This is a genomic window from Rhodococcus sp. DT1 (genome assembly GCF_049844875.1).
Taxonomy (GTDB): domain Bacteria; phylum Actinomycetota; class Actinomycetes; order Mycobacteriales; family Mycobacteriaceae; genus Rhodococcus.
In genome coordinates this window covers 573,621-597,865 of the sequence record NZ_JBNCLW010000001.1, presented here as the reverse complement: position 1 = coordinate 597,865, position 24,245 = coordinate 573,621, and the positions used below count along the sequence as shown (strand labels likewise).

The 24,245-nt window shown below is 68.0% G+C and carries 21 protein-coding genes; 1 reads left to right on the top strand and 20 read right to left on the bottom strand.

Annotation, left to right across the window (positions count from 1 at the left end):
• Positions 1 to 25 precede the first annotated feature (25 nt).
• Positions 26 to 514 carry an SRPBCC domain-containing protein gene (locus ACLQ3J_RS02785; protein ID WP_169621871.1) on the top strand — a complete coding sequence of 163 codons (489 nt, stop codon included), beginning with the start codon at positions 26 to 28 and terminating at the stop codon, positions 512 to 514.
• Between the two features lie 19 nt (positions 515 to 533).
• Here ACLQ3J_RS02785 and ACLQ3J_RS02780 read toward each other — a convergent pair whose 3' ends face one another.
• From ACLQ3J_RS02780 to ACLQ3J_RS02685, 20 genes are all read right to left on the bottom strand, one after another.
• Complete coding sequence (locus ACLQ3J_RS02780; protein WP_169621870.1) at positions 534 to 1,250, bottom strand: SOS response-associated peptidase family protein; 717 nt, start codon at positions 1,248 to 1,250, stop codon at positions 534 to 536.
• Between the two features lie 102 nt (positions 1,251 to 1,352).
• The gene (locus tag ACLQ3J_RS02775; RefSeq protein WP_425902075.1) at positions 1,353 to 2,597 is read right to left on the bottom strand and encodes an RNA polymerase sigma factor; all 1,245 of its coding nucleotides are present in this window, start codon (positions 2,595 to 2,597) and stop codon (positions 1,353 to 1,355) included.
• Positions 2,598 to 2,599: 2 nt separating this feature from the next.
• Complete coding sequence (locus ACLQ3J_RS02770) at positions 2,600 to 2,938, bottom strand: YciI family protein (RefSeq protein ID WP_425902074.1); 339 nt, start codon at positions 2,936 to 2,938, stop codon at positions 2,600 to 2,602.
• A gap of 103 nt (positions 2,939 to 3,041) precedes the next feature.
• Positions 3,042 to 5,798: a phosphoenolpyruvate carboxylase gene (ppc, locus tag ACLQ3J_RS02765; protein ID WP_425902073.1), complete on the bottom strand. Its 2,757-nt coding sequence runs from the start codon at positions 5,796 to 5,798 to the stop codon at positions 3,042 to 3,044.
• A 45-nt stretch (positions 5,799 to 5,843) separates the two neighbouring features.
• On the bottom strand, positions 5,844 to 6,077 hold the full coding sequence (gene secG, locus ACLQ3J_RS02760; RefSeq protein ID WP_072698320.1) for a preprotein translocase subunit SecG: 234 nt from the start codon (positions 6,075 to 6,077) through the stop codon (positions 5,844 to 5,846).
• 112 nt (positions 6,078 to 6,189) lie between these two features.
• Positions 6,190 to 7,386, bottom strand: a complete 1,197-nt coding sequence (locus tag ACLQ3J_RS02755; RefSeq protein WP_378527797.1) for a CynX/NimT family MFS transporter — start codon at positions 7,384 to 7,386, stop codon at positions 6,190 to 6,192.
• Positions 7,387 to 7,495: 109 nt separating this feature from the next.
• The gene (gene tpiA / locus ACLQ3J_RS02750) at positions 7,496 to 8,281 is read right to left on the bottom strand and encodes a triose-phosphate isomerase (RefSeq protein WP_169621862.1); all 786 of its coding nucleotides are present in this window, start codon (positions 8,279 to 8,281) and stop codon (positions 7,496 to 7,498) included.
• Positions 8,282 to 8,286: 5 nt separating this feature from the next.
• Positions 8,287 to 9,498 carry a phosphoglycerate kinase gene (locus ACLQ3J_RS02745; RefSeq protein WP_169621861.1) on the bottom strand — a complete coding sequence of 404 codons (1,212 nt, stop codon included), beginning with the start codon at positions 9,496 to 9,498 and terminating at the stop codon, positions 8,287 to 8,289.
• A gap of 29 nt (positions 9,499 to 9,527) precedes the next feature.
• The gene (gene gap, locus ACLQ3J_RS02740; RefSeq protein WP_169621860.1) at positions 9,528 to 10,544 is read right to left on the bottom strand and encodes a type I glyceraldehyde-3-phosphate dehydrogenase; all 1,017 of its coding nucleotides are present in this window, start codon (positions 10,542 to 10,544) and stop codon (positions 9,528 to 9,530) included.
• A gap of 129 nt (positions 10,545 to 10,673) precedes the next feature.
• Complete coding sequence (gene whiA, locus ACLQ3J_RS02735; RefSeq protein ID WP_296550762.1) at positions 10,674 to 11,657, bottom strand: DNA-binding protein WhiA; 984 nt, start codon at positions 11,655 to 11,657, stop codon at positions 10,674 to 10,676.
• Positions 11,648 to 12,688 carry a gluconeogenesis factor YvcK family protein gene (locus ACLQ3J_RS02730; protein ID WP_296550763.1) on the bottom strand — a complete coding sequence of 347 codons (1,041 nt, stop codon included), beginning with the start codon at positions 12,686 to 12,688 and terminating at the stop codon, positions 11,648 to 11,650. Before ACLQ3J_RS02730 ends, whiA begins: the two co-directional genes overlap by 10 nt.
• Positions 12,685 to 13,545 carry an RNase adapter RapZ gene (gene rapZ, locus ACLQ3J_RS02725; protein WP_296550807.1) on the bottom strand — a complete coding sequence of 287 codons (861 nt, stop codon included), beginning with the start codon at positions 13,543 to 13,545 and terminating at the stop codon, positions 12,685 to 12,687. Before rapZ ends, ACLQ3J_RS02730 begins: the two co-directional genes overlap by 4 nt.
• A gap of 77 nt (positions 13,546 to 13,622) precedes the next feature.
• Positions 13,623 to 15,761, bottom strand: coding sequence for an excinuclease ABC subunit UvrC (gene uvrC, locus ACLQ3J_RS02720; protein WP_169621854.1), 2,139 nt, complete (start codon positions 15,759 to 15,761; stop codon positions 13,623 to 13,625).
• A gap of 9 nt (positions 15,762 to 15,770) precedes the next feature.
• The gene (locus tag ACLQ3J_RS02715; protein ID WP_169652143.1) at positions 15,771 to 16,241 is read right to left on the bottom strand and encodes a PH domain-containing protein; all 471 of its coding nucleotides are present in this window, start codon (positions 16,239 to 16,241) and stop codon (positions 15,771 to 15,773) included.
• Positions 16,238 to 16,720 (bottom strand): 6,7-dimethyl-8-ribityllumazine synthase, encoded by a 483-nt coding sequence (ribH, locus tag ACLQ3J_RS02710; protein ID WP_169621852.1) that lies wholly within the window; start codon positions 16,718 to 16,720, stop codon positions 16,238 to 16,240. Before ribH ends, ACLQ3J_RS02715 begins: the two co-directional genes overlap by 4 nt.
• On the bottom strand, positions 16,720 to 17,970 hold the full coding sequence (locus ACLQ3J_RS02705; protein ID WP_169621851.1) for a bifunctional 3,4-dihydroxy-2-butanone-4-phosphate synthase/GTP cyclohydrolase II: 1,251 nt from the start codon (positions 17,968 to 17,970) through the stop codon (positions 16,720 to 16,722). Before ACLQ3J_RS02705 ends, ribH begins: the two co-directional genes overlap by 1 nt.
• 74 nt (positions 17,971 to 18,044) lie before the next feature.
• Positions 18,045 to 18,650: a riboflavin synthase gene (locus ACLQ3J_RS02700; protein ID WP_169621850.1), complete on the bottom strand. Its 606-nt coding sequence runs from the start codon at positions 18,648 to 18,650 to the stop codon at positions 18,045 to 18,047.
• Positions 18,651 to 18,715: 65 nt separating this feature from the next.
• Entirely contained in the window at positions 18,716 to 19,735 is a 1,020-nt protein-coding gene (ribD, locus tag ACLQ3J_RS02695) for a bifunctional diaminohydroxyphosphoribosylaminopyrimidine deaminase/5-amino-6-(5-phosphoribosylamino)uracil reductase RibD (RefSeq protein WP_425902070.1), read from the bottom strand.
• Positions 19,732 to 20,415: a ribulose-phosphate 3-epimerase gene (gene rpe, locus ACLQ3J_RS02690; protein ID WP_169621848.1), complete on the bottom strand. Its 684-nt coding sequence runs from the start codon at positions 20,413 to 20,415 to the stop codon at positions 19,732 to 19,734. Before rpe ends, ribD begins: the two co-directional genes overlap by 4 nt.
• A gap of 138 nt (positions 20,416 to 20,553) precedes the next feature.
• Entirely contained in the window at positions 20,554 to 23,970 is a 3,417-nt protein-coding gene (locus tag ACLQ3J_RS02685; RefSeq protein WP_425902069.1) for an FUSC family protein, read from the bottom strand.
• Positions 23,971 to 24,245: the final 275 nt, after the last annotated feature.

Genomic DNA, 24,245 nt, shown 5'->3' with positions numbered 1-24,245 from the left:
GAGGGTCTACGAGAGGGAGAATCCGATGGGCACGCCGACCACGGTGATGGGGGAAGTACGGCCGGAAAGCGACTGTCCCGACGACGCGTCGCTGGTCGGACTGGTCTACCGTCGCAGTTTCGCGTTGCCCGCAAGCGAGATCTGGACAGCACTCACCGAACCCCGCGAATTGTCCCGCTGGTACGGCACATACACCGGAGATCCCTCCACCGGGCGGGTGCGGTTGACGATGGTGGACGAGCACGATTCGGCCACCGCCGACGTGCGCATCGTCGAATGCACTCCCCCGTCCCGTTTCTCCGTCGACGTCGACGGATGGTTGCTCGCCGTCGCGCTGCACACCGTAGGCCGCGTCACCACCCTCGACTTCACGCACTCACACGTCCCACGATCGGAAGCCGGTGAGATCGGTCCGGTCTGGCAGTACTACCTCGATCGCTTGGACGCCGCCTTGACCGGAGGCCGGCCGCCTCGGTGGAGCGACTACTTGTCGCTGGTCGACGAATATCGGTGAGACCTCTCCTCCGGGCCGGTCAATGATGGACGGGCCGTAGCAGATCCGGCGTGTTGTTCCGGGGCGAGTTGACGGCGGTACCGACCTCGTACGGCTCGAGATGAGGTTCCGGGATCGAGTTGAGCAGCGCCTCCACATCGTCACGGTCGGTCAGCGCCACGTCCAGCCACGGGTCGACGAACGTCTCCGGAAGCACCACGGGTGAGCGGTCGTGGATATGCCCGGCCGCATCGGTGGCCGGGCGCGTCAGCACCGTGCACGTCCACAACCAGCGATCCGGATCATCCTCGGGCCGTTCCGGATCGGGCCACAACTCGTAGAGCCCGGCCATCGAGATCGGCGCGTCGGCGTGCAGGAAGAAGGGAATCTTCTTGCCCTCCTCGTTCTTCATCCACTCGTAGTAGCCGTCCGCCGGCAGGATGCATCGCCGCCGGGACGCAGCAGCCTTGAACGCCGGTTTCTGCGTGATCGTCTCCGAACGGGCGTTGATCATGCGCGAGCCGATCTTCGGGTCCTTCGCCCACGACGGCACCAGACCCCAACTGACCCGGGACGACACCATGCGCACCGGATCACCGCCGGGCGTGTCGCGTGGGACGCGCTCGAGCACCACGTTGACCCGCTGGGTGGGGGCGACGTTGTAGGACGGTGGCAACTCCTCACCGACCGCCGTCACGGCATCGTAGGCCGCAAGCAGGTCGTCCCGGGTACTCGTGCTTGCATATCGTCCGCACACGACATCGGCCTCTCTGGTTGCGACGCTCCGTTTGTTTCACATCTTCCCACCGCGATACGGCCGCACCCGGCACTCTCCGGCAACGGACGCAGCCCGGGACGTTCACCCCGGTCGATCCCCGAGCGAGGCCAGTCGGGAACGCACTCGGCGACGTTCCGGTTCGGTGCCGGCGAGGTCGAGCGCACGCCGGAACGCGGACCCGGCCTCGGCATCACGGCCGAGGCGGACGAGAAGGTCGGCCCTGGCCGTGTGGTACGGGTGATGCTCGCGCAGGACCGGTTCGCCGGCCAGGCCGTCGAGCAGTGCCAGGCCCGACTCCGGGCCGTCGCACATCGCCACGGCGACCGCGCGGTTCGCGGCAACCAGCGGCGACGGCGTGAGTGCGAGCAGCACCCCGTAGAGCGCAACGATCTGTCGCCAGTCGGTGGACTCGGCGTCGGGCGCCTCGTCGTGCAGCGCGGCGATCGCCGCCTGCACCGCGTACGGGCCGGGGTGCCCGCCGGTCAGCCCGGTCACCACCAGCGCACGACCCTCGTCGATCATCGCCGTGTCCCACCGGGTCCGGTCCTGGGCGTCGAGGAGCACGATCTCACCGTCGGAATCGGTGCGGGCGTGGCGACGGGCATGGACGAGCAGTTCCAGCGCGAGCAACCCGGCCACCTCACGTTGCGAAGGCATGAGCCCGTGCAGGATCCGCACCAGCCGAAGCGATTCGTCTGCCAGATCGGGCCGTTGCAGATCGGTGCCACTACTGGCCGCATACCCTTCGGTGAAGATCGAATACAGGGCACCGAGAACCACCGGGAGCCGTTCGTCGAGTTCGTCCGGACGAGGCACCCGGAACGGGATTCGCGCGCCACGGATCTTCTTCTTGGCCCGCACGATCCGCTGCGCCATCGTGGCGTGCGGAACGAGGAACGCGCGCGCGACCTCGCCGGTGGTCAGACCTCCGAGACAACGAAGGATCAGCGCGACACGGTCGTCGGGAGCCAGTGCCGGGTGGGCACACGTGAAGAACAGTTCGAGTCGTTCGTCGGGCAATTCGTCGCCGCGCGGATCCGAGGGGCCGCGCCGCTCGATGTCGATCGCGAGTTCGGCCAGACGTTGCGTGTAGACGCGGTCGCGGCGTACCCGGTCGAGTGCCCGGCGACGGGCGGTGGTGAGCAGCCACGCGCCCGGCCGGTCGGGCACCCCGCCGACCGGCCAGTGCACGAGTGCCGCCTCGAGGGCGTCCGATGCGGCTTCCTCGGCCAGGTCCAGATCGCCGAAACGGTGCACCAGCGCCGCGAGAAGCCGCCCGTGCTCCTCGCGGAACACCGCTTCGGCCGAGACACCCGCATCGGGCACGGCTAGTCGCCGAACTCGGCGATCGGGCGCACCACCACGGTGCCGCCGTCCCGGGCGCCCGGACACCGGGACGCCCACTCGATCGCGACGTCGAGGTCCGGTACATCGATGACGTCGTAGCCGCCCAGTACCTCCAGGGTCTCCGCATACGGGCCGTCGGTGACCGTGCGACGACCGTCCGGCGCGACCTGTACGGCGGTCGCGGTGGTGAGGTCCTGGAGTGCGTGGCCGGTGACGAGCACCCCCGCGTCCCGCATCGCCTTTTCGTAGTCCTGCCAGTCCTCGACCGTGCAGGTGCTCTCGTCGGCCGCCGATGTGTAGATCAACAGCATGTACTTCATGATCGTCTCCTCGTGGTTCGGTACGACGATTCGCCGTACACCATGACGACGAACTCTCCCTACCGAAATCGACACGCGCGCGAGATTTTCTTTCGGCGGCCGGTCAGCCGCTGTTCCGGAGCGCGGTGGCGAGTCCGTTCATCGTCAGCTGGATTCCCCGGCGAACCTGTTCGGTGTCCTCGCCCGCCCGGAATCTGCGCAGGAACTCGACTTGCAGGTGGTTGAGCGGTTCGAGGTACGGGAACCGGTTGTGCAGTGACCGTTCCAATGCAGGATTGTCGGCGACGAGCGAGTCGTAGCCCGTGATCCGCTGGTAGGCGTCGACGGTCCGGGCGTGTTCCTCCACGATCCGGCCGAACACCCGTTCCCTCAGATCGGTGTCCTCGACCAACTCCGAGTAGCGCGCGGCGATTCCGAGATCGGATTTGGCCATCACCTGCGCCATGTTCGAGAGCACCGTGCGGAAGAACGGCCAGCGCCGATACAGGGTTCGCAAGGACTCGAGCTTCTCGGGATCGTCGCCGACCCACTCGGCCACCGCGCTGCCCGTGCCGTACCAGCCCGGCAACATCACCCGGCTCTGTGTCCACGCGAGCACCCACGGGATCGCACGCAGGTCGGCGATGGCCGCGGTCGGTTTGCGCGACGCCGGCCGGCTGCCGATGTTGAGCGCTCCGATCTCCGCGACGGGCGTCGAGGTCGTGAAGTACTCGACGAATCCGGGCGTCTCGTGAACCAGACGCCGGTAGGCGTTTCGGGCCAGCTCCGCGAGTTCGTCGAAGATCCGGTAGGCAGCCGACGCATCCGCGCCGAGCCCTTCGACGTCGAGCAGTGTGGATTCCAGGGTTGCGGCGACGAGCGCCTCGAGGTTGCGACGGGCGAGCACGGGTTCGCGGTATTTGGCGGCGATCACCTCTCCCTGTTCGGTCACCCGGAGCGAGCCCCGCACCGCACCGGGCGGCTGGGCGAGGATGGCGTCGTAACTGGGACCGCCGCCGCGGCCGACGGTTCCCCCACGGCCGTGGAACAGACGCAGGCGAACACCCGCGGCGCGGGACGCCTCGACGAGGTCGAGTTCTGCTCGGTACAACGCCCAGTTGGCGGCGAGATATCCGCCGTCCTTGTTGGAGTCGGAGTAGCCGAGCATGACCTCTTGCAGCCCGTCGTGCGCATCGACCAGGCTCCGGAATTCCGGTACGGCGAGGGCCGCTGTCAGCGTCGACGCGCCGCTGCGCAGATCTTCGATGGTTTCGAACAGCGGAATCACCTGCACGCTGCTCCGCGGATATCCGGAGTCGAGGTCGAGCAACCCGACTTCCTTGAGGAGGACTTCCACCTCGAGCAGATCCGAGACCGAGGTGCACATGCTGATGATGTAGTGCTCGATCGCGGCGGGCCCGATGCGGCGCACGACGCTCGCTGCGGCGCGCAAGATGCCGAGTTCCTTGGCCGTTTCGTCCGACAACTGCGCGTCGGAGGTGGTCAGGGGCCGCCGGATGCGTAGTTCGGAGGTGAGCAACGCGACCTTGTCGTCCTCCGGCAGGGTCGCGTAGTGGTCTGTCACACCCGCCCAGGAGAGCAGTTCGGCTACCACGCGCTCGTGGACGTCGGCGTTCTGCCGCAGGTCCAGTGGAGCGAGGTGGAAACCGAAGACCTCGACTGCGCCGCGCAGGCGGGCGAGACGATCGTCGGCGATGACCGCTCCCCCGCCGGCGCGCAGCGACGCGTCGACGACCGACAGATCGGCGAGCAGTTGCGCGGGGGTGCGGTACGGCTCGCGCGACGGCTCGACGGTGTGTGGGAGGTCGACGTCCGGGAGCAGCCGGGCGCCGGTCGCGGTGAGGCGCCCGCGGATTCCCCGCACGGCCCGCCGGTACGGCTCGTCGCTGTGCGCGGGGTTCTCGTCACCGGAGATGTCGGCGAGTTCCTGCAGCCGGGCGGTGATGGTCGTGGTGCGCACCGACATCGACAACTCTCGTTCGAGCACGGCGAGTTCGGCCAGGTGGTGGCGCAGGGAGGTCCCACACGCGCGGTCGGCGGCCGTGGTGACGACCGCCGCGTCGACGTTGGGGTTTCCGTCACGGTCGCCGCCGATCCACGTGCCGGGACGCACGAGGGGCCGGGTGAGCACTGCGGCATCGGGCCACCGCTCCCGGAGCGCACGGCGCACCTCGGCGTTGAGGGTGGGCACGACCTCGAAGAACGCCAGATCGTAGTAGCGCAGACCGTTGTCGATTTCGTCGCTGATGCGAAGCCGCGCCAGCCGGATCAGTGCGGTCTGCCAGAGGGTGAGGATGTGCCGGTACAGGGCACGGTCGATGCTGTCCCGCTCGTAGGGGTCGACGGTGCGGTCGCGGCGCCGCATCAGGTCGGTGACGGCGGTTTGCACGTCGAATACGGTGCGGCGGCGGGTTTCGGTCGGGTGCGCGGTGATCACCGGTGCGACGAGTGCGTCCGCGAGCGCATCGGCGACCCCGTCCGCATCGAGCGGGACCGCATCGAGCTTGGCGTAGGTGGCGGCGAGAGCGCTGTCCTGCGGGGGATCACCGGCCTCGAGATGGACAGCGCGCCGGCGTTCGCGATGAAGGTCCTCGGCGAGGTTGGCGAGCAGCCCGAAGTGACTGAACGCACGGGCGACCGGCAGCAGATCTGCGGTCTCGACGGCAGCGAAACGCTCGGCGAGATCGGCGCGGTCCATCTCGGACCGCCGGATCCGGAAACTCGCGACCCGCGCGGCTTCGACGAGTTCGAACACCTCGTCGCCGGCCTGATCGCGGACGACATCACCGAGGATGCCGCCCAGCAGGCGGATGTCGTCACGCAGGGGTTCGGTGGCCGAAGCCGGCACGGTATCCGTCATTCGGCCAGTATCGGCGCCCCGGGGCCGATATGCGACCGCTGCCGATCAGCTGAACTTGATCTGCAATCCGATACCGAGAATGGCGATGACCCACACGATGCCGGTGAACACGGTGAGCCGGTCGAGGTTCTTCTCGGCTACCGACGAACCGGACAGGTTGGATTGGACCCCGCCGCCGAACAGGCTCGACAGACCGCCGCCCTTGCCGCGGTGCAGCAGCACCAGCAGGATGAGCAGCAGGCTCGTGACGATCAGCAGAATGTCCAGGAACAGTTCCATGTCGGCGTTCGGTGTCCTTCGATGGTGGGTGACGTCGGCCGTCAGCTTACCCGGTCCCGGCGAATCCCAGAATTGCCGCACCCGGTTCGCCGTCCTCGCGGATCGTGGGCCTTCAGGGCTCGTCGTGGGTATACCGGTCGCGACCCGCGAACGCCCCGACCACAGCTTGCCCGGCCCCGCACACCGCGACCAGCAGCAGGACCGTGGTCCAGGTGCCGGTGAGGTCGAAGATCGCGCCGGCGAGCACCGGCCCGCACGCCGCGAGCAGGTAGCCGAGGCATTGCGCCATGCCCGAGAGTTGCGCGGTCTGGGCGACTGTGCGGGTGCGGAGACCGAACAGCGACACCGCGATGATGAACGTCGCGCCACTGCTCATCCCCGCGACCAGGACCCACAACAGGACGAGGTGCGGCGCCCACAGCACACCGATCATCGCGACGACGAGGGCCGAACCGGCGACAGCGGTGAGCCGACTCTGGTCGGTGCGGCGTCCCATCAGAGCGGTGGCGCCCAGACCCGCCACGATGCCGACCACCTGATAGACCGACAGGTGCCATCCGGCGGCCGCGCGGTCGACACCCAGACCGGTCTCGATGGACGGCAGCCACGTCACCAGCAGATAGAACGTGGTGGACTGCAGACCCATGAACGCGGTGACCTGCCACGCGGTGGCGGAACGCCACATGGACACGCCGGGTGTCGTGTCCGGGGCGGCCGGCAGCGGTGTCGGCAGGACCCGTCCGCGCACGACCCACACGGCCGCCGCGACCAGCGACACCACGGCCCACAACGCGAGCGCGGCACGCCAGTTGCCTGTCAGGGCGACGAAGGGCACCGCCAAACCGGAGCCCAGTCCGGCGGCGCCGGTCGTCACCGACGAGTACACGCCGGTCACCGTCGAGATGCGCGTGGGATGGTCGCGTTTGACGACTGCCGGCAACAGCACGTTGCCGATGCCGATTCCCACACCGATCGCGATCGTGCCGCCCCACAGCCACAGCGCGCCGGGAATCGACCGCAGCAGGATTCCGGCCGTCAGGACCAGCATCGCGACGAGCACCATGCGCTGCGTCCCGTAACGGATCGCGGGGCGGTGAATCCACGGGGAGACCGCCGCGAAGCACAACAGCGGCACGGCGCCGAGCACGCCGAGCGCCGTGTTGCCGAGCCCGGTGTCGGCGCCGATGTCCTCGAGCAGCGGCCCGATCGCGGTGATGGCCGGGCGCAGGCAAGCGGCGACGAGCAGCACCGCTGCCAACCCGAACACCACGCTGCGGGTGCTCGGGCCGGTGTCGGCGGGGGCGGTCATACGCGTGATGCCTTTCGGTTCGGGTGCACACTCGGAAACGCCGTGGGGCGCAGGATCCGAAGATCCTGCGCCCCACGATCGAGTGAGCGGTACTGCTGCTCGGGTCGGCCTACAGGAGCGGGCCGCCCGCCGCGATTGCGGAGAGCTGAGCGAACTCGTCGGCCTTGAGCGAGGCGCCTCCGACGAGGCCACCGTCGACATCGGTCTGCGCGATGAGCTCGCCGATGTTCTTGGCGTTGACCGATCCGCCGTAGAGGACACGGACCGACGATGCCACCTCGGGCGAGGCGAGTTCGGCGAGGGTGGAGCGCACCGCCGCACAGACTTCCTGGGCGTCGGCGGCCGAGGCCACCTTGCCCGTGCCGATCGCCCACACCGGCTCGTACGCGACGACGATCTTGGCGATGTCGTCGGCGGACAGCCCGGCGAGCGAGCCCTTCAGCTGGGCGACGTTGTATGCGACGTGGTCGCCGGCCTCACGGATGTCGAGGCCCTCGCCGATGCACACGATCGGAGTCAGGCCGTGCTTGAGCGCGGCCTTCGTCTTGTCGCGCACGATCTCGTCGGTTTCGGCGTGCATCGTGCGTCGCTCGGAGTGCCCGACCACGACGTAGGTGCAGCCGAGCTTGGCGAGCATCGCACCGGAGATCTCCCCGGTGTACGCACCGGAATCGTGGGCGGAGACATCCTGCGCACCATAGGTGAGCTTGATCTTGTCGCCGTCGATCAGCGTCTGTACCGAACGGATGTCGGTGAACGGCGGGATGACCGTGACATCGACCTTCTCGAGGTACTTGTCGGGCAGCGTGAACGCGATCTTCTGCACCAGCGCGATGGCCTCGAGGTGGTTCAGATTCATTTTCCAGTTGCCCGCGATCAGCGGTGTGCGTGCCATCGCGCTCAGGCCTCCAGAACCGAGATGCCGGGCAGTTCCTTGCCCTCGAGGTATTCGAGGGAGGCACCGCCGCCGGTGGAGATGTGTGAGAACCCGTCGTCCGGCAGGCCCAGCTGGCGCACTGCCGCAGCGGAATCGCCACCGCCGACGACGCTGAACGCACCCTTGCCGGTGGCGTCGACGATGGCCTCGGCGACACCCTTGGTGCCCGCCGCGAACTTCGGGAACTCGAACACGCCCATCGGGCCGTTCCAGAACACGGTCTTGGCCGCCGAGAGCAACGACGCGAACCGCTGCACCGACTCCGGTCCGATGTCCAGACCCATCCAGCCGTCCGGAATCTCCGTGACCGGGACGGTCTTCGCTTCGGCGTCGGCCGAGAAGCTGTCGGCGATCACGACATCCTGCGGAATGTGCAGGACATCGGCGTAGCGGTCCAGCAGTCCCTTGCAGGTCTCGATCATCGACTCTTCGAGCAAGGAATTGCCGACCGAAATGCCCTGTGCCGCAAGGAATGTGAAGCACATTCCGCCACCGATGACCAGCGTGTCGACCTTCGGCGCGAGCGCCTCGATCACTGCGAGCTTGTCGGAGACCTTCGATCCGCCGAGCACGACCGCGTAGGGACGCTCGGTGTCGGTGGTGAGCTTCTCGAGCACTGCCACCTCGGCAGCGACGAGGCCACCGGCGTAGTGCGGGAGCAGCTTCGCCACGTCGTACACCGACGCCTGCTTGCGGTGCACGACACCGAAACCGTCGGAGACGAAAGCACCGTCGTCGCCGACGAGCTCGACGAGATCGCGGGCGAGCGCCTGACGCTGCGACTCGTCCTTGCTGGTCTCCCGCGGATCGAAGCGGATGTTCTCCAGCAGGAGGATGTCGCCGTCGGTCAGGCCCTCGGAGCGAGCCAGAGCGTCCTGCCCGACGACGTCGCCGGCGAGCTGGACGTTGCGGCCGAGCACCTCACCGAGCTTCGCCGCGACGGGCGCGAGCGAGAACTTCGGATCCGGCTCGCCCTTGGGCCGGCCGAGGTGCGCCACGACCACGACCTTGGCGCCGGCTTCCGCCAGTGCTTCGATCGTCGGGGCGGACGCGATGATGCGGCCGGGATCGGTGATCGTCGCGCCGTCCAAGGGGACGTTGAGGTCGGAGCGCACCAGCACACCGCGCCCCTCCACCCCGGCGTCGAGCAGATCCTTCAGGGTCTGAACTGCCACTGTTCGGGTGTCCTGTCCGGTTCGGGGTCTCAGAGCGACTTGCCGACGAGGCCGATGAGGTCGACGACGCGGTTCGAGTAGCCCCACTCGTTGTCGTACCAGGCCACAACCTTGACCTGATCGTCGATGACCTTGGTCAGCGGCGCGTCGAAGATCGAGGAGTGCGGGTCGGTGACGATGTCCGAGGAGACGATCGGATCGGTGTTGTACTTCAGGATGCCCTTGAGCGGTCCCTCTGCTGCGGCCTGCATCGCGGCGTTGATCTCCTCGATCGACGCCTTGGTGCGGAGGTTGGCGGTGAGGTCGGTGACCGAGCCGGTCGGGATCGGCACGCGCAGCGCGTAGCCGTCGAGCTTGCCGAGCAGCTGCGGAAGAACCAGGCCGATGGCCTTGGCGGCACCCGTGCCGGTGGGAACGACGTTCAGGGCTGCGGCGCGGGCGCGACGCAGATCCTTGTGCGGGCCGTCCTGGAGGTTCTGGTCCTGCGTGTAGGCGTGGATCGTGGTCATGAGACCGCGCTCGATGCCGAAGCTGTCATCGAGGACCTTGGCGATCGGTCCGAGGCAGTTGGTGGTGCACGAGGCGTTGGAGATGATGTTCTGGCTGCCGTCGTACTTGTCGTCGTTGACGCCCATCACGATGGTGATGTCCTCACCCTTGGCGGGCGCGGAGATGATGACCTTCTTGGCACCTGCGTCGAGGTGCCCCTTGGCCTTGGCGGCGTCGGTGAAGATACCGGTGGACTCGACGACGACGTCGACACCCAGGTCGCCCCACGGAAGCGCGGCCGGGCCTTCCTTGATTTCGAGCGCCTTGATCTTCTGCTCGCCGACGATGATGAAGTCGCCTTCGACACGCACATCCTTGTCGAGGCGACCCAGGATCGAGTCGTACTTCAGGAGCGTTGCGAGAGTGTCGTTGTCGGTCAGGTCGTTGACGGCGACGATCTCGATGTCAGTGGTGCCGAGCGCTTTCTGCGCTTCGACTGCGCGGAAGAAGTTGCGCCCGATACGTCCGAACCCGTTCACGCCTACGCGGACAGTCACAGTGGAGCTCCTTTGCCCAGATCTCGATAATTGTGCTGATGATTGTGCCGTTGTGACCCCTACCCTAATGCGCCGGGGCCACCGTGTGAGATCCGCCCTGTGTGACGAACTCCCCACAAGCGTGCGCCTCTACGCGTCGTCCAGCAACTCCGCGGTCACCGCCGACTCGGTATCGGGAATCCCGAGGTCCTTTGCTCGGCGGTCGGCCATCGACAACAGACGCCGGATGCGTCCGGCGACCGCGTCCTTGGTCATCGGCGGGTCCGCGAGCTGCCCGAGCTCCTCGAGGGAAGCTTGGCGATGCTCGACCCGGAGCGTGCCGGCAGCGGCCAGATGATCGGGAACGTCGTCGCCCAGAATGTTGAGAGCACGCTCGACGCGGGCCGCAGCCGCGACTGCCGCGCGCGCGGATCGGCGCAGGTTGGCGTCGTCGAAATTCGCGAGCCGATTCGCGGTCGCCCGCACTTCCCGGCGCATCCGGCGCTCCTCCCAGGTCAACCGGGTGTCCTGGGCTCCCATCTGGGTGAGGAGCGCTCCGATGGCTTCACCGTCGCGGATCACCACGCGGTCGGCTCCGCGTACCTCCCGCGCTTTGGCCGTGACGCCGAGGCGGCGCGCCGCACCGACGAGGGCGAGCGCGGCTTCGGGTCCGGGGCAGCTGATCTCCAGCGCCGACGACCGTCCGGGCTCGGTGAGCGAGCCGTGTGCGAGGAAGGCTCCCCGCCATGCCGCGGCTACGTCGGACACGCTGCCACCGACCACCTGGGCGGGCAGTCCTCGCACCGGGCGTCCGCGGCCGTCGAGCAGTCCGGTCTGGCGCGCGAGGGCCTCGCCGTCCTTTCCGACCCGCACCACGTACCGCGAACTCTTGCGCAGGCCACCCGCGCCGAGCACGTGGACGTCGGCGGCATAGCCGTAGAGCTCGAAGATCTCGCGGCGCAGCCGACGCGCGATCGAACCGAGGTCGACCTCGGCTTCGACGACCACGCGGCCGGCGACGATGTGCAGCCCGCCGGCGAAGCGCAGAAGGGAGGACACTTCGGCCTTGCGATTGCTGGTACGGGTGACCGACAGCCTGCTCAGCTCGTCCTTGACCTCCGCTGTCATTGCCACGAGATGATCTCCCTCCGGTCGCCGATTCCGGCGCGGGCGCTGCCGCGAATCGGTGACAGATACGTTTCCAGTGCGACCGCCAGCTTGGCGGGGTCGTGTCGTTGGGTTCCGTCTTCGGACACGTCGGCATACGAGACGTCCGCGCCCAGGTGCGAAGCCGCGCGACTCAGGTGGTCCCGTTCCCGTCCCGGAGTCACCGAGGCCGCATCGACGACGATGTGGTCGACCCGGAAGTCCGGGGCGTGCTGCGCGAGGACGTGCAGGTGCCGTTCCGCGGAGAAGCCGGCGGTCTCTCCCGGCTCGGCGGCGAGGTTGAGCACGAGGACCTTCGTCGCCGAGGTGTGCGTCAGGGCCTCGTGGAGTTCCGGGACGAGCACGTGCGGGATCACGCTCGAAAACCACGAACCCGGTCCGAGCACCACCATGTCCGCTTCGCACACGGCGTCGACCGCGAGCGGGCACGCCGGTGGATCGGCGGGGATCAGCCGGACCCGCCGTACCTTGCCGGGGGTGGTCGCGACCGCGACCTGCCCGCGGATGCACCGGCTCACCCGGGGGTCCGTTTCGAGGCCCGAGACGTCGGCTTCGATGTCGAGTGCGATCGGCGACATCGGAAGCACCCGTCCCCGCAGTCCGAGGACCTTGGCGAGCATGTCCAGTGCCTCCACCGGATCGCCCACCACCTCGGTGAGCCCCGCGAGGATCATGTTGCCCACCGAGTGCCCCGCGAGGGCGCCGGTGCCGCCGAAGCGGTGCTGCACGACCTCGGTCCACACACGAATGTCCGGGGTGTCGGCGGCCAGCGCCGCGAGGGCCATCCGCAGGTCTCCGGGCGGGATCACACCGAGTTCGGCGCGGAGCCGGCCGGACGATCCGCCGTCGTCGGCGACCGTCACCACGGCGGTGACGCGATCGGTGAGCCGCCGGACCGCGCTCAACGTGGCATACAGTCCGTGCCCCCCGCCGAGGGCGGTGATCGCGGGCCCGGAGCGAGCGTCGCCGGGCGGTGGAGTCGTAGGGTGCGCGGTCACTCGCGCCCCAGATCCCGGTGCACGACGTGCACCGCGAGCCCGGGCTCCCGCTCGAGGCGCGCGGCGAGTGCTTCTGCCATCGCCACGCTTCGGTGTTTGCCGCCGGTGCATCCCACCGCGATCGTCATATAGCGCTTCCCCTCCCGACGGTAACCGGCCGTGGTCAATTCCAGGAGCCGGTGATAGGTGCGCAAGTAGTCTTCGGCACCGTCGCGGGACAGTACATAATCGCGGACCGAGGGGTCCTGCCCGGTATACGGGCGGAGTTCCGCGATCCAATGGGGATTCGGGAGGAACCGCACGTCGCACACGAGATCCGAATCCATGGGGAGTCCGTACTTGAAGCCGAACGACTCCACCGTGACCCTGATCGTGTCGGACGCCGCGTCGCCGAAGGCCGCTTCGATCTTGCGGCGCAGTTCGGGCCCGGACAGCGTGGAGGTGTCGATGACGAGATCGGCGGCGCCCTTCACCGGAGCGAGCTGAGCCCGTTCGGCGGCGATGCCGTCGGAGAGGGTCCGGTCGGCGGTGTCCTCCTGCAGCGGATGACTGCGCCGGACCTGCTCGAACCGGCGGATCAGGACGGCATCGGTGGCGTCGAGGAACAGCACGCGGGTGCTCACCGGCCTCGCGGCGAGATCGGTCACAACCCGCCCGAGATCGCCCGTGAACAAGCGACTGCGCACGTCCATGACCACCGCGAGCCGTTCGAGGGGAGGCTCGGCGTGCACCGCGAGATCGACCATCGAGATCACGAGCTGGGGCGGCAGATTGTCGGCGACGTACCAGCCGAGGTCCTCGAGCGCGGTCGCAGCGGTGCTCAGTCCCGCACCGGACAGTCCGGTCACGAGGATCACCTCTGCACGCGCTTCCTTCTCCCCTGCCGGACTCGTCCCGTGCTCGTCCCGCTCCCGGGACCTACGATCCACTTCCGTCACTGTTCAGCCTCCGCTCGCGACGCCGACACGCCGACCGGGTCATCATCGCCCACGGACGGGACCGGCGCACCCGGGTCGGCGTCCTTGCTGGAACCCGGCGGGGTGCGCTCGGCGTGCAGCGCATCGAGAACCGCCTGTGCGGTGGTCTTGCCGATACCCGGCACAGCGGTGATCTCCTCGACGTCCGCCTCGCGCAACCGCGCGACCGAGCCGAAGTGGGTGACGAGCGCCTTGCGACGGGTCTCCCCGAGGCCTTTGACCCCGTCGAGCGCCGAGGCGGTCATACGGCGGGAACGCTTGCTGCGGTGGAAGGTGATCGCGAAGCGGTGCGCTTCGTCGCGGATGCGCTGCAGCAGGTAGAGCGACTCGCTGGTGCGCGGCAGGATCACCGGGTCTTCCTCCCCCGGTACCCACACCTCCTCGAGTCGCTTGGCGAGGCCGATCACGGCGACGTCGGTGATCCCCAGTTCGTCGAGGACCTCTGCGGCCGCCGCCACCTGCGGGGCACCGCCGTCGACGACGTAGAGGTTCGGCGGATAGGCGAATCGGCGGGGGCGGCCGGTCGCGGGATCCAGCGCGGCTTCGGGCGCGAAATCGCCGCCGTTGCCGGCATCGGCCGGTGTCGTGTCGCGTTGGTGACGCAGGAACCGGCGGCGCGTGACCTCCGCGATGGACGCGACGTCGTCGGAGTGCCCGTCGCCGGCGGCATGCTTGATGCCGTAGTGCCGGTAGTCGGACTTGCGGGGCAGTCCGTCTTCGAACACCACCAGCGACGCGACCACATCGGTGCCCTGCACGTGGCTGATGTCGACGCACTCGATGCGGAGCGGCGCCGAATCGAGGTCGAGTGCTTCCTGGATTCCCTGCAATGCCGCCGAGCGCGCGGTGAAATCACCGGCGCGTCGCAGCTTGTGTTGCGCCAGCGCCTCCTTCGCATTGCGCTGCACCGTGTCGGCAAGGGCCTTCTTGTCGCCGCGCTGCGGCACCCGCAGGCGCACCGGGCCACCGCGCAGACCGCCGAGCCAGCGCGTCATCTCCTCCGGTTCCGGGGGCAGTGCGGGCACCAGGACCTCCCGCGGCACCGCACCGCCTTCGTGTGTCTCCTCGTCGGCCGGCGCACCGGATACGAGTGCGGCTTCCTCGCCGTAGAACTGCGTGAGGAACTGTTCGACGAGCAAGGAGACCTCTTCCACGTCGCCGACGTGCTCGGTCGCTTCGCCGGGGGTGTTCCTGTCGTCGGGGCGGTCGAGCACGTCGCCGGATTTCTCGACGACCCAGCCACGTTGGCCTCGGACCCGTCCGCCGCGCACATGGAACACCTGCACGGCGACCTCGAGGTCGTCGTCGGCGAACGCGACGATGTCGGCGTCGGTCCCGTCACCGAGCACGACCGCCTGCTTCTCGAGCGCCTTGCGAAGCGCTCCGAGATCGTCGCGGAGCCTGGCTGCGGTCTCGAAGTCGAGTTCGTCGGCGGCCGCCTGCATCTTCAGTTCGACTTCGCGGACCATCTTGTCGGTACGGCCGGCGAGGAAGTCGCAGAACGCTTCGACGATGCGGCGGTGTTCGTCGGCGTCGACCCTGCCGACACACGGGGCCGAGCACTTGTCGATGTAGCCGAGCAGGCAGGGACGGCCGATCTGGGTGTGTCGTTTGAACACCCCGGCGGAACAGGTGCGGGCGGGAAAGACGCGGAGCAGCAGGTCGAGGGTTTCGCGGATCGCCCACGCGTGGGAATAGGGCCCGAAATACCGGACGCCCTTGCGGCGCGGTCCTCGGTACACGAAGAGGCGGGGGTATTCCTCGTTGAGGGTCACCGCCAGCATGGGGTACGTCTTGTCGTCGCGATAGCGGACGTTGAACCGAGGATCGAATTCCTTGATCCAGTTGTACTCGAGTTGCAACGCCTCGACCTCGGTGCGCACCACGGTCCACTCGACGCTGCCGGCGGTGGTGACCATCTGCCGGGTACGCGGATGCAGCGATGCGACGTCGGCGAAATACGAGTTCAGACGCGAGCGGAGGTTCTTCGCCTTACCGACGTAGACGACCCGGCCGTGCGGGTCTCGGAACTTGTAGACCCCCGGTTCCGTCGGAATGGTGCCGGGAGCCGGGCGGTATGTGGAGGGGTCGGGCACGAGTCCAGGTTAGTCGTCGCCGACGACACCCCGGCTGTACCGGGCTTCGAGTTCCCGGAACCGGTCCAGGGCGTCGACCGCACTTCCGCCGTCCCTCGCCTGCACCGCGACCACGGGCACGTATTCGTCGTACGGCAGTTCGAGACGCGCCCACGGCGCGCCCTCGGGGAACGACAGACCGCGAACCTCGTCCCACGGGACGTGTCTCTCGGCCACGACGTTGCGCACCGCGACGCCGTCCGCGCCGGCACGGAACCGGGGCCGGGTGAACAGCAGCAGGGCGCCCGACAACGCGATCCCGATCGTGAGAATGGCGATCTGGTCCGCCAGTCGCAGATGCACGCCCGAATCGCCGCCGCCGCGCAGGACCAGCGCGGCGCCGATATGTACGGCGAGGACGAAGACGGCACCGAGGATCACCCACAGGCGCATCTTCGCCGGTCGGACCTCGAGTTCCCATCGGGTGTCGGCAGAGGTCATGTCCGGGCCTCCCGCAGCCGGCGCAACGTCACGGCGGTGTCGAGTGCGGCCGCGCATGCCTGCTCGCCCTTGTCCTCGGCCGAGCCGGGCAGTCCCGCGCGGTCACGCGCCTGCTCCTCGGTGTCGGTGGTGAGCACCCCGTTGCCCACGGGTGTGCTCTCGTCGAGAGCAACCCGCGTCAGTCCGTAGGTGACCGCGTCGCACACGTACTCGAAATGCGGAGTTCCGCCGCGGATGACCACGCCCAGTGCGACCACCGCATCGTGGGTTCGTGCCAGTTGCTGTGCGACGACGGGAAGTTCTACAGCCCCCGCGACCCGCTCGACCGTGACGTCGGTGATGCCGGCGCGATCGGCGACGCGCAGGGCGCCGGCGATCAGGGCACCGGAGATCTCGGCGTGCCAGCTGCCTGCGACGACGGCGAGGCGGAGGTCCGCGGCGTCACCGAGTTGCAGGTCGGGCAGACCTTCCCCGCTCATCAGGCGTCCCCGGCTTCGAACTCGTCGAGTCCGACGAGGTCGTGGCCCATGCGGTCGCGCTTGGTCCGCAGGTAGGTGAGGTTCTCGCGGTTGGCGCGCAGCGGCATCGGGACCCGATCGGTGATCTGCAGACCGTAGCCGTCGAGGCCGACGCGCTTGGCCGGGTTGTTGGTCAGCAGGCGCATCGAGGAGATACCCAGGTCGACGAGGATCTGCGCGCCGATGCCGTAGTCGCGGGCGTCGGCGGGCAAGCCGAGCTGGAGGTTCGCGTCGACGGTGTCCGAGCCGGCGTCCTGAAGCTGGTAGGCCTGGAGCTTGTGCATCAGGCCGATTCCACGGCCCTCGTGTCCGCGCATGTAGAGCACGACGCCCCGGCCTTCCTGCGCGACCATCTCGAGAGCCGCATCGAGCTGCGGTCCGCAGTCGCACCGCAGTGAACCGAAGACGTCGCCGGTGAGGCACTCGGAGTGCACCCGCACCAGGACGTCTGCCCCGTCGCCGTCCGGTCCGGCGATATCTCCCATCACCAGCGCGACGTGCTCGACCTCGTCGTAGATGCTCTGGTATCCGACGGCCGTGAAGCTCCCGTGCCGGGTGGGGATTCTCGCCTCTGCGACCCGCACGACGTGCTTCTCGTGCCTGCGGCGCCACGCGATGAGGTCGGCGATCGAGATCAGTGCGAGTTCGTGCTCGTCCGCGAAGACACGCAGTTCGTCGGTGCGGGCCATTTCGCCCTCGTCCTTCTGCGAGACGATCTCGCAGATGACACCGGCGGGACGGAGATCGGCCATGCGGGCGAGATCGACGGCGGCTTCGGTATGCCCGGGGCGGCGCAGGACACCGCCCTCCTTGGCACGCAGCGGCACGACGTGGCCGGGCCGGGTGAAGTCGTCGGCGCGCGAGTCTGCATCGGCGAGCAGGCGCATGGTCGCCGCACGGTCGGACGCGGAGATGCCGGTGCCGATGCCTTCCTTCGCATCGACGGTGACCGTGTAGGCGGTGCCGTGCTTGTCCTGGTTGGTCGAGTACATCGGAGGCAGCCCGAGCCGGTCGCAGTCGTCGCCGTCGAGCGGGACGCACAGGTACCCGGAGGTGTATCGCACCATGAAGGCGACGAGTTCGGGTGTGGCTTTCTCCGCCGCAAAGATGAGGTCACCCTCGTTTTCACGGTCTTCGTCGTCGACCACGACTACCGCTTTACCGGCGGCGATATCGGCGACCGCGCGCTCGATGGTGTCGAACCTCGTCACTTGCCTGGGCTCCAAATCTCGTATCCGGACGACTCGTGCTTCGCGTCCACTTGTCGTGTCCACCCTACGACTACCTAACGGGCGTTCTGCAGTCGCTCCACGTACTTGGCGATCACATCGACCTCGAGGTTGACCAGCGTGCCGGGCTCGGCTGAACCGAGAGTGGTCAGCGACAAGGTGGTGGGGATCAGCGAGATCTCGAACCACTCGTCACCCGGATCGCCACCGAGCGCGGAGACGGTGAGGGACACTCCGTCCACGGTGATCGATCCCTTTTCGACCACGTATCGAGAGATGCTGTCCGGCAGCGAAATTCGCACCACCGTCCAGTTCTCGGACGGCGCCCGGGAGATCACGGTGCCGGTGCCGTCGACGTGTCCCTGCACGAGGTGCCCGCCCAGCCGGCTGTTCAGCGCGGCAGCACGCTCGAGGTTGACCCGGCTTCCCGCGGCGAGCCGCGCCAGCGAAGACCGGTTCAGTGTCTCCTGCATCACATCCGCCGTGAAGGAGTCGCCGGCCTGCACGTCCACCACCGTCAGGCACACGCCGTTGACGGCGATCGAGTCGCCGTGTTTCGCGTCGGAGGTCACCACCGGGCCGAGCACGGTGAAGCGCGCTGCGTCCGCGAGATCCTCTCGCGCCACGATCTCACCCAGTTCCTCGACGATGCCGGTGAACACGTTCGGGCTCCTTCACTCCCGGCCGAGGCCGGGTTCGGTTCACAGATCCCGTTCCGGGACCGGTCTCACAGATCCCGTTCCGGGACCAGGGTCAACAACACGTCCGCGCCGACGGTGTCGATGCGCTCCCGACGAAACCGTAGCGCCTCGGTGATGCTGTGTACGCCGGCGTCCTGCACAGCGGGCGTTCCCGCACCCAGGAACATCGGCGCGAGGTAGGCCTGTATCCGGTCGACACTGCGCGCGGCGAGGAACGCCCCGGCAAGTCGCGGCCCGCCCTCGAGCAGCACGTCCGGGTGGTCGGCGAGGGCGTCGAGGACGTCCCCGATGTCGCGGGTACGCAGCACGAGCGTCGGCGCCGCGTCGTCGAGCACACGTGCCGAGGTCGGGATCTCCCGCATCCCCACGACCACGCGCAGCGGTTGGTGCGGTGCGAGATCTCCGTCGGGCAGCCGGGCGGTCAGCCACGGATCGTCGGCCAGAACCGTCCCGGTGCCGACGACGATCGCGTCGAGCCGACTGCGCTCGTCGTGCACCCTGGCACGCGCTTCCGGTCCGGAAATCCACTGGCTGGTTCCGTCCTGCGCGGCGCTCCGGCCGTCGAGCGTCGCCGCGTACTTCCACGTGACATGGGGCCGGCCGGTGCGTGCCCGGTGAAGCCAGGCCCGCAACGGGCCGTGGATGACGGCGTCGGCCCCGAGTCCCGGATGCACCGTGATCCCCGCGGCACGCAGGGTCTCTGCTCCTCCCCCTGCCACCGGACCGGGGTCCGGGACGGAGTAGTACACCGTCGCGATTCCGGCGTCGATGAGCGCGCGGGCGCAGGGTCCGGTGCGTCCGGTGTGGTTGCACGGCTCGAGGGTGACCACGGCGGTGCCGCCGCGTGCCCGGTCGCCGGCCGCAGCCAGGGCCCGCACTTCCGCGTGCGGACCGCCCGGAGGCGCTGTGGCACCTACCCCGGCGACCTGCCCGTTCGCGTCGAGGATCACGGCGCCGACCGGCGGGTTCGGGCTGGTGGTTCCCCGCACGGCCTCCGACGCATCCAGCGCGAACTGAAATGCCTCGGTGACTTCGGGGGGCGTCACGTCGCGAGTGTCAGGTGCGGCGAGGCGGCTGCCGCCTGTGCGCGCAGCTTGCGCACCGCCTCGGCCGGATCCTCGGCACCGTAGACGGCGGAACCGGCCACGAAGCAGTCCACGCCGGCCTCCGCCGCCGCTTCGATGGTGTCCGCGTTGATTCCGCCGTCGATCTCCACCAGGAGGCGCAGTTCGCCGGAGTCCACCAGTCTCCGCACCGCGCGCGCCTTGTCGAGTACGTCGGGAATGAACGCCTGGCCGCCGAAACCGGGTTCGACGCTCATGACGAGCAGCGTGTCGAACTCGCGGAGGATCTCCAGGTAGGGCTCGATGGGGGTGCCCGGTTTGACGGACAGTCCGGCCTTACCGCCTGCGGCGCGGATATCGCGGGCCACGGCCACCGGATCGTCCGTCGCCTCGGCGTGGAACGTCACGTTGTGTGCGCCCGCTTCGGCATAGGGCGGGGCCCACCGGCCCGGGTTCTCGATCATCAGATGGCAGTCGAGCGGGATGTCCGTCGCCTTCAGCAGCGACTGCACGATGGGCAGACCGAGAGTCAGGTTCGGCACGAAATGGGCGTCCATCACATCGACGTGGAGCCAGTCGGCACCGGCGACGGCCTGCGCCTCGTCGGCGAGACGAGCGAAATCGGCGGACAGAATCGAGGGGGCAATCATCGGGTGGGCCACATCGATCGAGTCTAGACGAGCGCGTCGCACGTGCCGGTCACCAGCACGGACGCTCCGCCCGGCGGCGTCGCCGCGGATCGAGACGAAACAGAAACGACTGCCCGGCAGTGTATTCGGACAGTCTCCCGAGATTCGGGTTCAGACCCGGCGGAACGACGACGTGAACCGCGACAGTCGCCCTTCACTCGGCAACACCTCTTCGACCATGAAGGTCACGGTCTGATCGATTCGTTCGAGAGACTGGAGCACACGGGACAACGTGCTGTCGTGCGGGATGTCGTACTCGTCGGTGGCCTGCATGTCCTCCTGCACCGCGGAGGGCGTCTCCCCTGCCAGCGCTTTCAGCAGGGCCTCGAAGTTGTCCTCACCGATATCCTGGATCGCGCCCCACTGCGAGTCGGTCAGGACGTTCTCGTCGGCCGAGAGACGCTCGGTGGCGGACACCAGATGCCGCGTGTAGAACAACAGAGCCCACAGTGCGGTGAGCCGCCCTTCGATCCCCCGGACATCGAGCGCCCCGGAAGAACGGCGCAGCGGGACGGCGGTGGCCTCGACCTTCTGGACCAGCGTGGTCAGCGCGAGTTCCCGGCGTGCGAGTTCCTGCCTGTCCAGGGTCCCCGTGGATCCGGACCGCAGGTGTGCGAGACAGATGCCGGTGACGTCCTGGACGGTCCGCACCAACTGAGACGTGTCCGACGACAAGCGGGTGCGGGTACGGGTGGGCAGAACGACCGCGGCGACCACCAGCGCGAGCCCCGCTCCGATCACCGTCTCCACGACACGCAGTTCGATGGTTTCGGTATCCAGTCTTCCCAGCAGGTCGTAGAGCAACGCGACGAACGCCGTGATCCAGAGCGCCGACAGGACGGACGACACAGGACGGAAGTACGTCGACGCCAAGATGCACAGGGCCAGCAGCGGGAGGACCACGGGAGTGTCGGTCCCGACCACGATCGCGAAGCCGAACCCGATCGCGGCTCCGGCCACGGTTCCGACGATGCGCTGCATCCCCTTGAGAAACGTCTCCCCGTCCGTCTCACCCAGTACGAAGAACGCCGGCAGCGCGGCCCAATACTGGTAGGTCTCCGATACGGACCCTCCGATCCAGAGGGCCAGCCCGGTCGCGAGTGCGGCCTGCACCGCGCGTCGGATCGGCCCGGCGTTCGTGCCGGCCGGCGCGCGTCCTCCGCTCGGAGCGGAGGACGATTCCTGCTCACCCGCAGCAGATCCCGCTCCGACCGCGGAAGTCGAGCCTGCACCATCGGTGTCGCCGGGGCTGCCGATGAGGTCTTCGGGGCGGGCGGTATGCAACGCGTCCACAGCAAACCGGAGTTCGCGCACGGCATGATGCAACCGCTGCGCCGGCAGAGGCCAGTCGATGGGATCGGGCACGTCGTCGGGTGGACGGATCGCGTCGTTCTCGTCTCCGGAATCGCCCATCCACGCCGGAAGGTCCGGATAACTACGAATGTGGAGCTGGAGCTGTTCGAGTTCGCCGGCGAGCCGAGCCCGGACCGGGATGGGCATGCCCGACCCGGTCGCATCCCGAGCCGCCGCAGACAGATTGACCGTTGCGAGCTCGACATCGAAGAGACGTATTCGCAGGTTGTTCTGCTGCTCTGCGGAGAAGTGCAGGGCCGGGTCCTGTTTGGTGAGCTGACCTCCCAGAAAGGACGCGGTGTGGTGGAGTTGGTCGAGTCCGCTGTGCATACGTTTGCGCAGATCCGGATCCCACCGGGCTGCCGACACCGTATCGACGAGGGGATCGATGCTGTGCGCAACACTGTTCTCGAACGCCCGGACGCCGCTCCGTACGAGCCCGACGTGTCCGTGACCGAGCGGAATGAACTGAACGAGTACCGACGCGGTGACGCTCACCAGCCCCGTCAGTGCGTACAGCCAGAAATCGTCAGGGCTCAGCCGAAGCAGCAGGCTGAAGTAGAACGTCATGAACAACACGCGGCCGAGCCCGGCCCCTTGTGGTCCGAACCGGGACAGCAACACACCCACGAAGGCGAGGGCGGCGACGGCGAGCACCGACGGCAACCGTTCGCGTGGAACCAGGGTGATCAAACCGACCGCGACGACCACGGGGACGAGCGTCAGCATCCCGCCGAACTTGGCGAGTCCCGGGCGCGCACCGCTTTGCGCCGCAACCCCGCCCGCGAACATCGCGATCATTCCGCCGAAGATGGCCGTGGGCATCGGGGCTTTCCCTGCGAGTTCGAGGCCGATCGCCACCACCGCCACCGAGACCACCGCCGCGATGAGCACGCGCAAGGACCCGAATAGCCGGATGTAGCCGGGATCGATGAGCGTGAACCGGTTGGCGAAGAAGGCTCGTACGCCGCCGGTGGCGGGCTTCCGGGTTCCCGGAGCAGTGGTTTCCGGAACATCCGCCCAGCCGGGCGCGTACACCGGCTGATAATCGAGGTCCCGGCCGACCGCATCGGTGAACTGTTGCGCCCGGTACGCGAACGGCAGCCACTCGACGTACCGTTCGTAGGCCTCGTCGAGATCGGTGAGTGGTTCGAGGTGAACGAGTTCGCCCATCTTCCGATTCACCCGGGCGAACCGGGCAACCCACGGATCCTCGCTCTCGACAGGAGGCGCCGAGCGATGTCCGTCCGTCCGGTGCAGCTCGATGTCCTCCCCGATCAGCCGGCGGAACTCCCCACGCGACCTCGTCTCGGGAACATCGGTGCTCGTCCACCCGAGCAGAGGATGCATGTAGTCCGCGAACTTCAGGAACTGGTCGGTGAGCGGAAGCAGCATCGGCTCGACAGTCACCGGGTGGGATCTGGGCAACCCCCACCGAAGTGCCCCGACGACCCCGCTCAGCATCCGGATCGAATACGGCAGCGAGAACGTGTCGCGGCCGCTCTGGAAGTAGTAGGCGGAGTGGTGCAGCCGGACACCGTCGGTGTAGCTGCTGAAACTGTCGGCGATGGACGAGAGTTTGGAGTCGAGGTCGCGCGATTCGCCGCCCGGGAAGTACGGCTTCAGGCTCGCGACCGGGTCGCCGACGCTGTTTCCGGGATTGTAGAACTGCGCGGACAGACCGCGCAGGGCGCTGATCACTCCGTAGACCCCGAGAAGAAACGTGAGAATCAGGAAGACGAGCACGACACCGGTGAGAGTCTCCAGGACCGAGATGATCCGGGATACATCGGTGTCGGGAACGACTTGGGACGTGCCCACCGTGGAGAGCTGGGCTGTACTGAAATAAATTGCGCCGAAGGCATCGTCGGTGCCGCCGTTGTACAGGAAGTCTTGCTTTCTCATCATGCCGACGTAGATGAAGGCGTATCCCAGGATCGTGCCGCCCACCCACATGCCCACCGTGACGATGAGCTGAATGCCCGTGACCTGACGGAGTACGGCGGGTCGCCGTCCGCGTGACATCTTTCGCGTCACTCGTCTGATGACACGCCAGACCCACGACGTCACAGCGCGCGTGAGAAAGCCTGCGTCGTCGTAATTGAGGGCGGTGAGGAATACATCCAGCAGCGTCAACCCAAGGATGATGATCCCGAGCCACTGGACAGCGTCCACGGCGCAAGTCTAGGGCTACACGACCGTACGGGTACGGGATAACAGGATCGACAGCGAAGAACGGACTATCCGGGCGATCGCGAGGTGTACCGCGAGAACCTGTTCATGAGCGGCCCGTTCGAGTTGACGCGATTGACCCGCGTGACACAAACACGGTGTATATGCTCGCGTCGGACTGCAAGTCTCGTCCTTCCGGCGACAGTGCGCCGGCGTGCCGAGAAAAGCGTGACTGACCGGTGCAAGGATCGGAGGTCGCTCGATGCATACCGCTCGAC

Coding starts and splice junctions, on each gene's coding strand:
- ACLQ3J_RS02770 (WP_425902074.1), bottom strand. CDS start 2,938: ATGAAGTACATGCTGTTGATCTACACATCGGCGGCCGACGAGAGCACC.
- ppc (WP_425902073.1), bottom strand. CDS start 5,798: ATGACGGATACCGTGCCGGCTTCGGCCACCGAACCCCTGCGTGACGAC.
- ACLQ3J_RS02755 (WP_378527797.1), bottom strand. CDS start 7,386: ATGACCGCCCCCGCCGACACCGGCCCGAGCACCCGCAGCGTGGTGTTC.
- ribH (WP_169621852.1), bottom strand. CDS start 16,720: ATGAGCGGGGAAGGTCTGCCCGACCTGCAACTCGGTGACGCCGCGGAC.
- ACLQ3J_RS02785 (WP_169621871.1), top strand. CDS start 26: ATGGGCACGCCGACCACGGTGATGGGGGAAGTACGGCCGGAAAGCGAC.
- ACLQ3J_RS02715 (WP_169652143.1), bottom strand. CDS start 16,241: ATGACCTCTGCCGACACCCGATGGGAACTCGAGGTCCGACCGGCGAAG.
- secG (WP_072698320.1), bottom strand. CDS start 6,077: ATGGAACTGTTCCTGGACATTCTGCTGATCGTCACGAGCCTGCTGCTC.
- tpiA (WP_169621862.1), bottom strand. CDS start 8,281: ATGGCACGCACACCGCTGATCGCGGGCAACTGGAAAATGAATCTGAAC.